The following is a 14,031-nucleotide window of genomic DNA, read 5'->3' on the forward strand; positions in this document are numbered from 1 at the left end:
CCGTCATGCGACGACGGTCCTCTGGTCCGGGACCGGGCGTCAACCGGGGAAGCGGACCCCCTGGTGCCGGTGTTGTCACCGGTGATGCCTGCTGCGCTCACCACCCCCGCCCCCACCCGCGTCTGGACCCCGAAGCGCATCCTGGTCACCCGTTCCGCCGCCGCCCTGCCGTACGGCCGGCAGGTGCTCGAGCGGGTCCGCGCCGCCGGCGTCCCCGACGTCGAGGTGCTGACCGGGGACCGGCTGCCCAACCTGCGCGGGGACGGCGACCGGGCCGCGTTCATGGCCGCCAAGGACACGATGGCCGTGGTGGTGGGCGCACCGTCCAAGCGCCGGCTGCAGCCGATCCCGCCGTCGGCGGACTGGCGGTTCGACCTGGCCGAGGGCTGCCCCGCGCACTGCCAGTACTGCTACCTGGCCGGCTCGCTCACCGGCCCGCCCATCACCCGGGTCTTCGCCGACCTGCCCGACGTGCTGGCCTCGCTGGAGGGGTACGTGGGCCGCGGCGGGGTCACCTCGGGCACCCTCGAGCGCGGCCACGAGGGGACCACCTTCGAGGCGTCCTGCTACACCGACCCGCTGGCGATCGAGCACCTGACCGGCGGCCTGGCCACGGCGGTGGAGTTCTTCGGCACCCACGACTGGCCCGGCCCCGTGCAGCTGCGCGCCACCACCAAGTTCGACGACGTCGAGCCCCTGCTGGACCTGCCGCACCGCGGCCGCACCCGGCTGCGCTTCTCGGTCAACGCGGCCTCGGTCGCCCGCCGCTTCGAGGGCGCCACCTCCCCCGTGCCGGCCCGGGTCGCGGCGCTGGGCCGGGTCGCCGAGGCCGGCTACCCGGTCGGGCTGACGATCGCCCCGATCATGCCCACCGAGGACTGGCGCACCGAGTACGGCCAGCTGCTGGACAGCGTGGCCGCCGTCCTCCCGGACGGGGCCGACCTGACCGTCGAGTGCATCACCCACCGGTTCACCCCGAACTCCAAGGCGACGCTGACCGACTGGTACCCGCGCACCAAGCTGGAGATGGACGAGGACCTGCGCACCCTCAAGCGCGGCAAGTTCGGCGCGGTCAAGCACGTCTACCCGAAGGACGTGATGGCCGAGCTGCGGGGCTGGTTCACCGATGCCGTCGACGCCCGGTTGCCCGGGGCGCGCTTCCTCTACTGGACCTGAGCCCGGATACGGCCCCGGAGCACTCCCGTCCTGAGCTGCAGAAACCGGCAGACGGGAGCTGGCGACGTCGCCAGCCTGGCGCCGGTGACCGACGCACCGCTGCCCGACCGCCCCTTCGACGTCCCCGCCTTCGCGCGACAGTTCCAGGAGTTCCTGACCTGGGTGCACAGCCCGGACAACGGCGTCCGGGGCGACTCGGTGACCGGCCGCCTGCTCGCCCACCTCGGACTGACCGGGGGCGACCAGGAGCGGCCCCCGGTCGTGACCCGGGAGCTGCCGCCCTTCGAGCAGGTGAACCTGCAGATCGCACTGGAGGCCTGGGCCGGCGACCGCACCGCCGAGGTGCTGGGCTGGTCGGTGCCCCTGCACCACCAGAGTCCCGACCTCGGCCAGCTGCTGAGCGGTGAGGGCCTGCCACACCTGCGGCCCACGGCACCCGAGCTCGCCGACCTGCCCTCGGGCCCGGGTCGCACGACCGCCGTCTGGCGGACCGTGGCGCTGCTCGTCGAGGACGACCGCGGCCGCTACGTGCTGACCGCCCGCGGCCCCGAGAGGCACCACGAGCCGACGCTGACCGTCGAGGTGGCCGGGCTGCCCACCGGGTCGGCCCAGCAGGTGCTCGCCGAGCTGGACGCGCTGCGCTCGGCGCACAACGTCTACCGGGGCCAGGTCCTCGAGCTCCAGCAGGGGATGACCGGCATGACGGTCGCCTTCCCCGTGCTGCCGCCCACCCGGCGCTCCGACGTCGTCCTGCCCGAGGCGGTGCTGGCCCGGGTCGAGCGGCACAGCATCGGGATCGCCCAGCAGCGGGAAGCACTGCGCGCCGCCGGACAGCACCTCAAGCGCGGCCTGCTGCTGTACGGACCGCCCGGGACCGGCAAGACGCACACCACCCGCTACGTCCTCCAGAACGTCCCCGGTGCGACGGTCCTGCTGCTGTCGGGCCGGTCGCTGCACCTGGTGGGGGCGGTGACCGCGCTGGCCCGGGAGCTGGAGCCCGCCGTCGTCGTCCTGGAGGACGTCGACCTGGTGGCCGAGGACCGCGACCACGGGCACGGGTCGCAGCCGGTGCTCTTCGAGCTCCTGGACGCCATGGACGGGGCGGCCGGCGACGCCGACCTGCTCTTCCTGCTCACCACCAACCGGGCCGAGGCTCTCGAGCACGCGCTGGCCGCCCGTCCGGGCCGGGTGGACGTCGCCGTGGAGATCGGCCTGCCCGACGCCGACGCCCGTCGGCGCCTGCTGGAGGTCTACAGCGCCGGGACCGGGCTGCAGGTGGAGCCCGCCGACGTGGAGGCCGTGGTCGCGGCGACCGCCGGTGTGACGGCGTCCTTCATCAAGGAGCTGGTCCGCCGCACCGTCCTGGAGTCGCTGCTGGAGCACGCCGACGTCGTCGGCGGGGTGCACCTGCGTCGGGCACTCGCGGACCTGCTCGACAGCACGCAGGGGGTCACCCGGGCGCTGCTGGGAGCGCCGTCCGCCGGGTGACCGGGGCCGGGGACCGGCACCTAGGCTGGCTCCCCGTGCTCGTCCTGCTGCCCCCCTCGGAGACCAAGCACGCCGGCGGGGACGGCGCCCCGCTCGACCTGGGCGCGCTCAGCCACCCAGAGCTGGACCCGGTCCGGGAGGAGCTGCTCACCCGGGTCGAGTCGCTGGCCGGGGACGTCGAGGCGTCCCGGGCAGCACTGGGCGTGAGCGCCAGGCAGGACGCCGAGATCGCCCGCAACGCCGCAGTCCGGACGTCGCCGACGATGCCCGCGCTGGACCGGTACACCGGCGTCCTCTACGACGCCCTCGACGTCTCGTCGCTCACCCGCGGGCAGCGCGCGAGGGCCGACCGCCGGCTGGCGGTCGGCTCGGCGCTCCTGGGCCTGGTGCACGGCGGTGAGCCGATCCCGGCCTACCGGCTGTCGGCGGGCTCCCAGCTGCCCGGCTCGCCCACGCTGCGGGCGCTGTGGAAGCCGGTGCTCGGGCCGGTGCTGGCCGGCGTCGACGAACTGGTCGTGGACCTGCGCTCGGGCGGCTACGCCGACCTGGCCCCGGTGGACGGGGCGGTGACCGTGACGGTGCTCAGCGAGCGGGCCGACGGGAAGCGCTCGGTGGTCAGCCACTTCAACAAGGCGCACAAGGGCCGGATCGCCCGGCTGCTGGCGCTGACCAGCGCGGAGCCGGACTCCGTCGTCCGGCTGCGGGCACTGCTGCGCCGGGCGGGGTTGCACGTGGAACACGACGGCGGGGACGACCTGGTGCTCGTCGTCCCCGCCTGAGGTGGAGTGCGAGGGCGCAGGATCGCTGCGCCCTCACACTCCGATCAGAGCCGCGCGGTGTCGATGACGAAGCGGTAGCGGACGTCGGAGCCGACGACGCGCTCGTAGGCCTCGTCGATCTGGTCGCCACCGATGACCTCGACCTCGGCGCCCAGGTGGTGCTCGGCGCAGAAGTCCAGCATCTCCTGGGTCTCCCGGATGCCACCGATCTTCGAACCGGCCAGCGATCGGCGGTTCTGGATCAGCGAGAAGGCGGCCTCGGTCATCGGCTGCTCGGGGGCGCCGACCTCGACCAGGGTGCCGTTGACCCGGAGCATGCCCAGGTAGGCGTCCAGGTCCAGGGTGGCCGAGACGGTGTTGATGATCAGGTCGAACTCGCCTGCGAGCGTCTCGAAGGTGCTCTCGTCGCTGGTGGCGTAGTAGTGCTGCGCGCCGAAGCGGAGGCCGTCCTCCTGCTTCTTCAGCGACTGGGACAGCACGGTGACCTCGGCGCCCAGGGCGGCGGCGATCTTGACGCCCATGTGGCCGAGCCCGCCGAGGCCGACGATGGCGACCTTCTTGCCCGGGCCGGCACCCCAGTGCTTGAGCGGGGAGTACAGGGTGATGCCGGCGCACAGCAGCGGGGCGGCCTGCTCCAGCGAGATGCCCTCGGGGATGCCCAGCACGTAGTCCGCGTCCACGACGATCTGCTCGGAGTAGCCGCCGTCGGTGGGCTTGCCGTCCTGCATGCCGCCGTAGGTGCCGGTCTCGCCCTCGAGGCAGTACTGCTCCTCGCCGGCCTTGCAGTTCTCGCACTCACGGCACGAGTCGATGAAGCAGCCGACGCCGACCCGGTCGCCGACGGAGTACTTGGTGACGGCGGAGCCGACCTCGGCGACGGTCCCGGCGATCTCGTGGCCGGGGACCAGCGGGTAGTTGGCGGCACCCCACTCGTCGCGCGCGGTGTGGATGTCGGAGTGGCAGATGCCGGCGTAGGCGATCTCGATGCGGACGTCGTTCGGGCGGACGTCGCGGCGCTCGATGGTGGTGCGCTCGAAGGAGCCGCCGGCGGAGGCGGTGGACCGGGCGGTCACGGTGGTGGGCACGTGGATCTCCTCGGTTCGGAGTACGGGGGAGCGCCGGGGTCCGTGCGGGACCCGGCAGCGCACTCCTCACCTACCCGGGATGCGATCCATTGCACGCGACACATGTGGAGAGCTGCGTCACCGACCGCCGAGGGGCTTCTCGAACCAGGCGATGTCGACGAACCGGCCGAACTTCCGCCCCGCCTCGGTGAACAGCCCGACCCGGTCGAAGCCGAAGGACCGGTGCAGCGCCTCCGACGCGGGGTTCGGCTGGGCCACCACCGCCAGCACCCGGTGCACGTCCTCGTCGGCCAGCAGGGCGAAGAGCTCGGTGTACAGCGCCCGCCCCAGCCCCCGACCGACGGCGTCGGGCGCCAGGTAGACGCTGCTCTCCACGGTCGTCTCGTACGCCGCACGCGGGCGGAACGGGCTGCTGGAGGCGAAGCCGACGACGACGCCGTCCCGTTCGACGACCAGAGCCCGGTGCCGGCCGCCGGCGTGCTCGGCCAGCCACTGCAGGCGGTCACCGGCAGTGGGCGGCACCAGGTCGAAGGTGGCCGTGGAGTGCAGCACGTGGTGGTCGTAGACGGCGCTGATCGCTGGGGCGTCTGCCTCGGTGGCGGGTCGGACGGTCACCGGGGGAGTCTGCCGGACCGGTGTTCCCCGAATGTGTCTCACCACTGAGGTACTTCCCGCGCTACGGTCGCCCGGTGACCGACGAGCTGTGCACCCGTCCCGCCACCGAGCTGGCCGCGCTGGTCCGTGACCGGGAGGTCAGCGCGCGCGAGCTGCTGGAGGCGCACCTGGCCCGGATCGACCGCTTCGACGGCCCGGACGGCGTCAACGCGATCATCACCCGCGACGACGACGCCGCCCGCGCCGCCGCTGACGAGGCCGACGCGCAGACCGCCCGCGGCGAGGTGCTCGGCCCGCTGCACGGCGTCCCGGTGGCGCACAAGGACACCCACCAGACCGGCGGCATGCGCACCACGTGGGGCTCCCCGCTGCACCGGGACACCGTGCCGGCGCGCGACGAGCTGGTGGTCGCCCGACTGCGGGCCGCCGGGGCGATCCGGGTCGGCAAGACCAACGTGCCGGAGTTCGCGGCCGGCTCGCACACCTTCAACACCCTCTTCGGCGCGACCCACAACCCCTACCGGCGCGGGTTGTCGGCGGGCGGCTCCTCCGGCGGTGCGGCCGCGGCGCTGGCCTCGGGCTTCGTGCCGCTGGCCGAGGGCAGCGACATGGGCGGCTCGCTGCGCAACCCGGCCGCCTTCTGCAACGTCGTCGGGCTGCGGCCCACGCCCGGCCGGGTGCCCTCGCACCCCACCGCGATCGGCTGGTCCCAGCTCTCGGTGCAGGGCCCGATGGCCCGCACCGTCGGCGACGTCGCGCTGGGCCTGTCCGTGCTCGCCGGCGCCGACCCCCGGGTGCCGATCTCGCTGACCGACCCGGCCGCGGCCTTCGCCGCCCCGCTGCCCACCGAGCTGCGCGGCCTGCGGATCGCCTGGACGCCGGACCTGGGCGGCCGGGTCCCGGTGGACCCGGCCATCACCGAGGTGCTCATGGCCCAGCTGCAGGTGTTCCGCGACCTCGGCGCCACCGTGGACGAGGACTGCCCCGACCTCACCGGCGCCGACGAGGCCTTCGGGGTGCTCCGCGCCTGGCTGTTCGAGGCCAGCTTCGGCGACGCCGTCCGCCGCGCGCCCGACCAGGTCAAGGACACCATCAAGTGGAACGCCGCGAAGGGCGCCGAGCTCACCGGTGCCGACGTCGGCCGCGCCGAGGTCGCCCACACGGAGCTGTACCAGCGGGTGGTCGAGTTCTTCACCCGCTACGACGTGCTGCTCGCCCCGGTCACCCAGGTGCTGCCCTTCCCCGTCGAGCAGGAGTACCCGACCTCGGTCGCCGGGGTGCAGTTCGAGGACTACCTGGGCTGGATGCGCTCCTGCACGCTCATCAGCGCCACCGGCTGCCCCGCGCTCAGCGTGCCCGGCGGGTTCACCCCCGACGGGCTGCCGGTGGGCCTGCAGGTCATCGCCGCACCGCGGGCCGACCGGCGGGTGCTCGAGGTGGGGCACGCCTTCGAGCAGGCCACCGGCCACGGGCTCCGTCGTCCCGACCTGGCGGTCGTCGGCGGCTGACCGGCGGGGGCGCGCACCCACGGCGGGTCTGCGCGCCCAGGCCGCTGGACGCCCCCCTCGACCGGCGTGGGCGCGCACGCCCGACGAGACTGCGCGTCCACTCCGCTCCGCGCCCCCATCGACCGGCGTGGGCGCGCACCCGCGCCCGGGGGCGCGCCCAGGGCAACCGGGGGCGGCACCGGGCCGCGGCACGCGCGCTCGCCGTGGCACCCGCTGCGGGGTCGGCGGGGGGTCGGCAGGATGGGGGCGGTGACCTCCGCGAACCCGCCCTGGTGGACCTCGGCCGTCGTCTACCAGGTCTACCCCCGCTCCTTCGCCGACTCGAACGGCGACGGCATCGGCGACCTCGAGGGCGTGCGGGGGAAGCTGGACCACCTGGCCGACCTGGGCGTCGACGTCGTCTGGCTGTCGCCGGTCTACCGGTCCCCGCAGGACGACAACGGCTACGACATCAGCGACTACCGGGACATCGACCCCTCGTTCGGCACGCTGGCCGACTTCGACGCGCTGCTGGCCGACGCGCACGCCCGGGGCATCAAGATCGTGATGGACCTGGTGGTCAACCACACCAGCGACGAGCACCCCTGGTTCGCGGAGTCCCGGTCGAGCACGACCAACCCCAAGCGGGACTGGTACTGGTGGCGCGACGCCCGGGAGGGCATGGCCGCCGGCGCCCCGGGCGCGGAGCCGACCAACTGGCAGTCCTTCTTCTCCGGGCCCACCTGGGAGCTCGACGAGACCACCGGGCAGTACTACCTGCACCTGTTCAGCCGCAAGCAGCCCGACCTGAACTGGGAGAACCCGCAGGTCAGGGAGGCCGTCTACGAGATGATGCGGTGGTGGCTGGACCGCGGGGTCGACGGCTTCCGGATGGACGTCATCAACATGATCAGCAAGCAGCCGGGGCTGCCCGATGGCCCGCCGATCCCCGGCACCCCCTACGGCGACGGCACGGTCGCCACCTTCTTCGGGCCCCGGCTGCACGAGTTCCTGGCCGAGATGCACCAGGAGGTCTTCGCCGGCCGGGACGCCGAGCTGATCACCGTGGGGGAGACCCCCGGCGCCACCGTCGAGCAGGCCCGGCTGATCACCGACCCGGCACGGCGCGAGCTGGACATGGTGTTCCAGTTCGAGCACGTGCAGCTGGACCAGGGCGCCACCAAGTGGGAGCACCGGCCGCTGCGGCTCACCGACCTCAAGGCCTCACTGGGCCGCTGGCAGGCCGGGCTGGCCGACGTCGGCTGGAACTCCCTGTACTGGGACAACCACGACCAGCCGCGCGCGGTCTCCCGGTTCGGCGACGACTCCCCGGCGCACCGCCGGGACTCGGCGACCTGCCTGGCCACCCTGCTGCACGGCCACCGCGGGACGCCGTACGTCTACCAGGGCGAGGAGCTGGGGATGGCGAACGCCCCGTGGGCCTCGATCCGGGACTTCCGGGACATCGAGTCGCTCAACCACTTCGCCGAGGCCACCGCGGCCGGCGCCGACCCGGAGGAGGTGCTCGCGACGCTGCGCCCGGCCAGCCGGGACAACGCCCGCACCCCGGTGCAGTGGGACGCCTCCGAGCACGCCGGGTTCACCACCGGCACGCCGTGGATCGCGGTCAACCCCGACCACGTCGAGTGGAACGCCGCCGCCCAGCGGGAGGACCCGCACTCGGTGCTGGCCCACCACCGGGCGCTGATCACCCTGCGCCACGACAGCCGCACCGTCCAGCTCGGCGACTTCACGATGCTGCTGCCCGACCACGAGGACGTGTACGCCTACACCCGCAGCCTGGACGGCGAGACCCTGCTCGTCGTCTGCAACGTCAGCGGCACCCCGCACCCGCTGGCCGACCTGCTGCCGCAGGCGGCCGGCGCCGAGCTGGTGCTGGGCAACCGGGACCACCTGCCCGACCACGACGACGCCGTCCTGGCCCCCTGGGACGCCCGGGTGCTGCGCCTGCCCGACTGACCCGGGCTGCGCGGCCGGCCCGGTTCCGCCACGATGGCCCGCGTGAGCGACCCGGACCGGCCCAGCGCCCCGCAGCAGCCCGCCCAGCCCCACCGGCCGGGACCCCCGCAGCCGTGGACCCAGGCGCCCGGGCAGGCACCGGGACACCAGCCGGGTCAGCAGCCGGGCGGGCAGCCCTGGGGTGGGCCGCCTGGACAGCAGTCGTGGGGCGGGCCTCCGGCGGGCCAGCAGCACTGGGGGGCAGCCCCGGCCCGGCCCGCCACCGGGGGGCTGCCGCTGCTGGTGCTGGCCCTGGTCACCGGGGTCCTGGTGCTGGCCGCGTCGGTGCTGCCGACCTACGACTACGGCACCGACATCGGCTCGTTCAGCCCGCTGCTGCAGCGCTTCGGTGACGAGACGGTCTTCCAGGCGCCCGGACTGGTCTTCCTGCTCGCCGCCGGCGTGCTGGTCACCGGCGGCCTGCTGAGCCGGGTCCGCAGCGCACTGGGCGCCGGGCTGGTGCTGCTGGGTGCCGGGGCGATCCTGCAGCAGGGGCTCGGGCTGCTGCTGGCCCTGGTGCAGAGCCTGGTCTCCTCCGACTCCTCGTTGCAGCTGCGCATCGGGGGCGTCGTGCTGCTGCTGGCCACCGCGTGCGCCGGTGCCGCCGCGGTGCTCGCGCTGGTCGCCCTCGCCCGGGGTCGCCGCACGACGGGTCCCGGCAGCTGGTGACGGGGGGTCACCCCCACCCCTGGTCGGTCACCGAACGGAACAGTTCCGGACTCAAATGGGTGGAACACCCCGGAGGGGTGTGACCCGACTGCGGACGGCCCGTTGAGGTGGGAGTACCCGTCCCCGGGTGACCCGGGACGGGACCACCGACCCCGGAGCGTGTGCCGTGCCCAGCTCGCCCCTCACCGTCCTCGTCGTCGACGACGAGCACGACCAGGCCACGCTGCTGTGCCACCACCTGCACCGCGCCGGCTGCCGGACCGAGCGGGCCGCCAGCGCCGAAGTGGCCCTCGCCCGCACGGCGTCGCCCGCGCCGGACCTGGTCGTCGTCGACCTGCTGCTGCCCGGCCTGGACGGCTGGGGCCTGGTCCGCGCGCTGCACGACCGCTGGCCCGGGACCCCGGTCGCCGTCTGCTCCGTGCTGGACCGCCGGGACTACCCCGCCTCGGCCCTCGCCCTCCCCAAGCCCTTCACCGGGGGCGACGTCCGGGCGCTGCTGGCCGGGCTGGCCGCGCCACCCCGGCCGGACCGGCACGCCCGGGCGGTGACCCCGTGAGGCCCGCCGCCGAGTGCGGCTTCCGCCGTCCCGACCTGGCCGGCGTCGCCGAGCGCAGCACCCCGTTCCTCGTGCTGTACGCCCTGAGCCTGCTGCTCCTGCTCACCCCCGAGGTGCAGGTCGGGTCCGGCGCCCTCGTCGTGCTGTCCGTCGGCACCGCGGTAGCCGCCCAGCTGGCGGCCTGGCTGGCCCCCTGGGACCGGTTGCCGACGGTCGTGCAGCTCGCCGTCCCGGTGCTGCAGCTGGCCGCCGTCGGCCCGCTGCGGCAGACCACCGGGGGCGCCGCCTCGCTGTTCACCGCCCTGGTCATCCCGCCGGTCATCGCGATCGCCAGCGACCGGCGCCGGTTGTCGGTGCTCGTCGCGGTGGTCGGGACGGCGGGGGTGCTGCTGCTGCCGGCCGTGCTCACCGGCGCGGTCACCACCGTCGTCGACCTGGTCCGCGCCGTGGTCACCCCGGTCGCGCTCGGCGTGGCCGCGCTGACGGTCAACGAGCTGTCCCGGCGGCTGCGGGCCCGGCTGCAGACCGTCACCGAGCTGCAGGCCGAGCAGACCGCCCTGCTGGCCCAGGCCGAGGCCCGCACCGCCGAGCTGGAACTCCTCAGCCGCCGCCTCGCGGCCACCACCGAGACCATCACCAGCGTCATCGACGCCGTCACCCAGCACGCCGTCATCGGCACCGACCCCGACGGGCTCGTCCGGGTGTGGAACCCCGGCGCCGAGCGGATGCTCGGCCTGCCACGGGCCGACGTCGTCCGGACGCGGTCGGTGCTGGACTTCCTGGAGCCGGCCGAGCTCGACCCCGCCGACCCGGTGGCGACCCTGGTCGCCCGCGCCGGTGACGAGCGGGCCCGGGACGCGACGCTGGTCCGTGCCGACGGGACCCGGCTGACCGCGACCCTGGCCGTCACCCCGCGACACGACAGCGCCGGGGCGCCGGCCGGGTGGAACGTGGTCGCCACCGACGTCAGCGCCGAGCGGTCCGAGGCGCGGCTCAAGGACGAGTTCGTGGGGCTGGTCTCGCACGAGCTGCGCACCCCGCTGAGCTCGATCCTGGGCTACCTGGAGCTGGTCGTGGACGACGAGGACACCCCGCTGGACCCCGGGCACCGGGCGCACCTGCTGATCGTGGAGCGCAACGCCCAGCGCCTGCTGCGGCTGGTCGGGGACCTGCTCCTCACCGCCCAGGTGGAGGCCGGCCGGTTCTCCCTCGACGTGCGCGAGGTCGACCTGCGGACGGTGGTGACCGCGGCCCGCGACACGGCCTGCCCCGCGGCGCTGACCGCCGGTGTGGAGCTGCTCGTCGAGCTGCCCGACGAGCCGCTGGTCGTCGCCGGCGACCCGGACCGGCTCGGCCAGGCCGTGGACAACCTGCTGGGCAACGCCGTCAAGTACACCCCCCGCGGTGGCCGGGTGACGGTCGGGCTGCACCGCGGGTGGGCCGACCCGGACGGGCTGGCCGGTGCCCCCGACGACACGTGGCGCCGCGTGCCGGTCGAGGTCGCCCGGATCACCGTGCGGGACACCGGTCTGGGCATCCCCGCCGACGAGCAGGGCGAGCTGTTCAGCCGGTTCTTCCGCTCCTCGAACGCCCGCCGGCAGGGCATCGCCGGGGTCGGCCTCGGGCTCACCGTGACGCAGGCGATCGTCACCGCCCACGCCGGGCGGACCGACCTGCGCAGCAGCTGCGGGGAGGGCACCACCGCCACCGTCAGCCTGCCGCTGGCCGTGCCGGTGCCGGCCGCCCCGGGGACCGTCGGGGCAGGTGCCCGGTGAGCCGGGGTTCGGTCCTCGTCGTGGAGGACACCGAGGAGATCCGGGTGCTGGTGACGACGGTGCTCGAGCGCGCCGGTCTCGGCGTGCGGGCGGTCGGCACGGCCCGGGAGTGCCTGGCCGAGGTGGCCGCCGAGCCGCCGGACGTGATCGTGCTGGACCTGGGGCTGCCCGACGCCGACGGCACCGAGCTGTGCCGGGAGCTGCGCACGCTGACCCAGGCCTACGTGCTGATGCTCACCGCCCGTGCCGACGAGGTCGACGTGCTGGTCGGGCTGGCGGTGGGCGCCGACGGGTACATGGCCAAGCCGTTCTCCCCGCGGGAGCTCACCGCCCGGGTGCAGACCTTCCTGCGCCGTCCGCACGTGGTGGCCGCGGCGGCCCCGGCCCCCGAGCAGGTGACCGCCCGGGTGCCCGCGGCGACCGTGCTGGGCGACCTGGAGGTCGACGAGGGCACCCGCGAGGTGCGGGTCCACGGCGCCGACGTGCCGCTGACCCGCACCGAGTTCGACCTGCTGCACGCCCTGGCCAGCCGGCCCGGGCGGGTGCTGCAGCGCGAGACGCTGCTGCGGGAGGTGTGGCAGAGCGAGTGGGAGGGCAACCTGCGGCTGGTCGAGGCGCACATGTCCAACCTGCGCCGCAAGCTGGTGGCCGCCGGGATGCACCGGCCGGAGATCCGCACCGTGCGCGGGGTCGGCTACCGGCTGGTCAGCTGAGCCAGCGCCGTCCCGTCGACCCGCCCGGCGCGCGCCTCCCGCTCCACCGTCCGGCACAGCACCGCGGTCTCCAGCCGGCCCAGCTGCGCGCTGGCCCCGGCCAGCGCGTGCGCGGCCGCGGCGAGCGCGGCGGTGTCCACCGCCCGGGCCGCCTGCCGCAGCGCACCCAACCGCTGGGGCAGCGCCCGGGCGTAGAGCGCGTCGAGCACGGCGCGGAGCTCGTCGTCGAGACCGTCGTCGGGCTGGTCGGCCCGCGGCACGTGCCCGCCGGCGATCCTCTGCAGGGCCGCGGCGTCCACCGGCTTGGCCAGCACCGCACGGGCGTCGAGGGCCACCGCCCGCTCGCGGACGGCGGCCGACGGGTCGCTGGTGACCACCAGGGCCGGGGTGTCCCGACCGTCCGCGCGCAGCTGGGCGAGCATCGTCAGCCCGTCCCCGTCGGCCATCCACACGTCGGTGACCACCAGGTCGGGGGTGTGCAGGTCGTGCAGCACCCGGGCCTGGACCGGCCCGTCGGCGACGAGCACGTGCCACCCGGCTGCCTCCAACGCCGCACGGACGGCGTGCCGGCAGCCGGCGTCGTCGTCCACGACCAGGGCGGTCAGCACCGGAACGTCACCGTCGCCGGCACAGCGGTCCAGCCGTAGTCGGTGCGGGCCACGATGCTGAACGCGTGGGTGGCGGTCTGCAGGGCCGGCTTCGTCGCCGCCCGCTGGGCCGAGGTCCCGGCGAGCGTCACCGGCGCCCGGGCCACGCCGTTGACCGTCTCGGTGACCACGTAGCCGGTGACCCGGGCGGTCGTGCTGGCCGTCCAGCTGATCCGGACCGTGTAGCTGGTGGTCAGGCTCAGCACGCACGCCGTCGACCCGGCGGTCGTGGGTGCGGTCGCCGGGGCGACCGTGGCGGTGCCGACCGTGAGCGGGGCCGCCGCCCGGGCGGCGAACGCGGCCGAGGCGGCGCTGGGCGAGGTCACCAGCACGGCACAGGCCAGCGCGGGGACCACCAGGGCGCGGCGCACCCAGCCCGTCCTCACGCGTCCTGCTCGGCCCGGGTGGGGCGCCAGACCGTGAGCAGCACCCAGGCGGCCGCCAGGGCGGGGGCGCCCCACACCAGCACCTCGGTGAGCACCGGGGTGCGCAGCAGCTGGACGACGTGGCCGACCTCCGGGACCGTCGCCCGGACCTGCCAGGCGGTGTCGCCGGCGGCGAAGGTCGCCGTCCAGGGGTCGGCCGCGTCGTTGGCGTCGCCCCTGGTCTGGACCGTGACGGACCCGTCCGGTCCGACGTCGGCGCTGACCACCCGGTGGGTGACGACGCGGCGGTCGCCGACCGGGATGTGGTACGTGAGCACCATGCCGGGCTCGATGTCGGCGACCGGCAGCGCGGTGTCCACGACGACGTCCCCGGGGGCGATGCCCGGCGCCATGCTGGTGGTCAGCATCGTGACCGTGCGGTAGCCGAACACGTGCGGGCCGACGGCCAGCGCGGCGAAGGCGAGCACCGCGACGACCAGCGCCAGGTCGACCAGTCGGCGGGCCACCAGGCGGGCCATCCGGAGCGCCAGGGGCAGCGGGCGGGTCCCGACCCGGCCGCCGGCGCGGTGCGCCCCGGCGTCCACCGGGTGGAGGACACGGGACGGGCGGTGCGGCAGGACGGCGGTCACGGGGTCT

14 protein-coding genes are annotated in these 14,031 nt (G+C 75.1%); 9 read left to right on the top strand and 5 right to left on the bottom strand.

Annotation, left to right across the window (positions count from 1 at the left end):
- Nucleotides 1-84 precede the first annotated feature (84 nt).
- The 3 genes from ASG41_RS13965 to yaaA all read left to right on the top strand — a co-directional run bounded on the left by ASG41_RS13965 (nucleotide 85) and on the right by yaaA (nucleotide 3,443).
- On the top strand, nucleotides 85-1,176 hold the full coding sequence (locus ASG41_RS13965; RefSeq protein ID WP_056296640.1) for a spore photoproduct lyase family protein: 1,092 nt from the start codon (nucleotides 85-87) through the stop codon (nucleotides 1,174-1,176).
- An 84-nt stretch (nucleotides 1,177-1,260) separates the two neighbouring features.
- Nucleotides 1,261-2,664, top strand: a complete 1,404-nt coding sequence (locus ASG41_RS13970) for an ATP-binding protein (RefSeq protein WP_056295791.1) — start codon at nucleotides 1,261-1,263, stop codon at nucleotides 2,662-2,664.
- Between the two features lie 35 nt (nucleotides 2,665-2,699).
- Nucleotides 2,700-3,443 (top strand): peroxide stress protein YaaA, encoded by a 744-nt coding sequence (yaaA, locus tag ASG41_RS13975; RefSeq protein WP_056295797.1) that lies wholly within the window; start codon nucleotides 2,700-2,702, stop codon nucleotides 3,441-3,443.
- Nucleotides 3,444-3,487: 44 nt separating this feature from the next.
- Here yaaA and ASG41_RS13980 read toward each other — a convergent pair whose 3' ends face one another.
- Complete coding sequence (locus ASG41_RS13980; protein ID WP_056295801.1) at nucleotides 3,488-4,528, bottom strand: NAD(P)-dependent alcohol dehydrogenase; 1,041 nt, start codon at nucleotides 4,526-4,528, stop codon at nucleotides 3,488-3,490.
- A gap of 117 nt (nucleotides 4,529-4,645) precedes the next feature.
- Complete coding sequence (locus tag ASG41_RS13985) at nucleotides 4,646-5,143, bottom strand: GNAT family N-acetyltransferase (protein ID WP_056295804.1); 498 nt, start codon at nucleotides 5,141-5,143, stop codon at nucleotides 4,646-4,648.
- Nucleotides 5,144-5,217: 74 nt separating this feature from the next.
- Here ASG41_RS13985 and ASG41_RS13990 point away from each other — a divergent pair, with 74 nt between their 5' ends.
- The 6 genes from ASG41_RS13990 to ASG41_RS14015 all read left to right on the top strand — a co-directional run bounded on the left by ASG41_RS13990 (nucleotide 5,218) and on the right by ASG41_RS14015 (nucleotide 12,362).
- Nucleotides 5,218-6,651, top strand: a complete 1,434-nt coding sequence (locus ASG41_RS13990; protein ID WP_056295808.1) for an amidase — start codon at nucleotides 5,218-5,220, stop codon at nucleotides 6,649-6,651.
- Nucleotides 6,652-6,900: 249 nt separating this feature from the next.
- On the top strand, nucleotides 6,901-8,610 hold the full coding sequence (locus ASG41_RS13995) for an alpha-glucosidase (RefSeq protein ID WP_235564796.1): 1,710 nt from the start codon (nucleotides 6,901-6,903) through the stop codon (nucleotides 8,608-8,610).
- A gap of 42 nt (nucleotides 8,611-8,652) precedes the next feature.
- The gene (locus ASG41_RS14000) at nucleotides 8,653-9,318 is read left to right on the top strand and encodes a hypothetical protein (protein WP_056295813.1); all 666 of its coding nucleotides are present in this window, start codon (nucleotides 8,653-8,655) and stop codon (nucleotides 9,316-9,318) included.
- Between the two features lie 166 nt (nucleotides 9,319-9,484).
- Nucleotides 9,485-9,874, top strand: coding sequence for a response regulator (locus ASG41_RS14005; RefSeq protein ID WP_056296644.1), 390 nt, complete (start codon nucleotides 9,485-9,487; stop codon nucleotides 9,872-9,874).
- Complete coding sequence (locus ASG41_RS14010) at nucleotides 9,871-11,649, top strand: cell wall metabolism sensor histidine kinase WalK (RefSeq protein WP_056295816.1); 1,779 nt, start codon at nucleotides 9,871-9,873, stop codon at nucleotides 11,647-11,649. Before ASG41_RS14005 ends, ASG41_RS14010 begins: the two co-directional genes overlap by 4 nt.
- The gene (locus ASG41_RS14015; protein WP_056295820.1) at nucleotides 11,646-12,362 is read left to right on the top strand and encodes a response regulator transcription factor; all 717 of its coding nucleotides are present in this window, start codon (nucleotides 11,646-11,648) and stop codon (nucleotides 12,360-12,362) included. Before ASG41_RS14010 ends, ASG41_RS14015 begins: the two co-directional genes overlap by 4 nt.
- Here ASG41_RS14015 and ASG41_RS23675 read toward each other — a convergent pair.
- Genes ASG41_RS23675 through ASG41_RS14030 form a run of 3 tightly spaced genes read right to left on the bottom strand, consistent with a single transcriptional unit; the run spans nucleotide 12,344 to nucleotide 14,024 of the window.
- Entirely contained in the window at nucleotides 12,344-12,970 is a 627-nt protein-coding gene (locus tag ASG41_RS23675; protein ID WP_056295824.1) for a response regulator, read from the bottom strand. The genes ASG41_RS14015 and ASG41_RS23675 overlap by 19 nt on opposite strands.
- Nucleotides 12,964-13,395, bottom strand: coding sequence for a hypothetical protein (locus ASG41_RS23680; protein WP_162245566.1), 432 nt, complete (start codon nucleotides 13,393-13,395; stop codon nucleotides 12,964-12,966). The genes ASG41_RS23675 and ASG41_RS23680 overlap by 7 nt, the downstream gene beginning before the upstream one ends.
- Nucleotides 13,392-14,024, bottom strand: coding sequence for a S26 family signal peptidase (locus ASG41_RS14030; RefSeq protein WP_056295833.1), 633 nt, complete (start codon nucleotides 14,022-14,024; stop codon nucleotides 13,392-13,394). The genes ASG41_RS23680 and ASG41_RS14030 overlap by 4 nt, the downstream gene beginning before the upstream one ends.
- Nucleotides 14,025-14,031 lie beyond the last annotated feature (7 nt).

This window comes from Modestobacter sp. Leaf380 (assembly GCF_001424485.1).
Lineage (GTDB): Bacteria > Actinomycetota > Actinomycetes > Mycobacteriales > Geodermatophilaceae > Klenkia.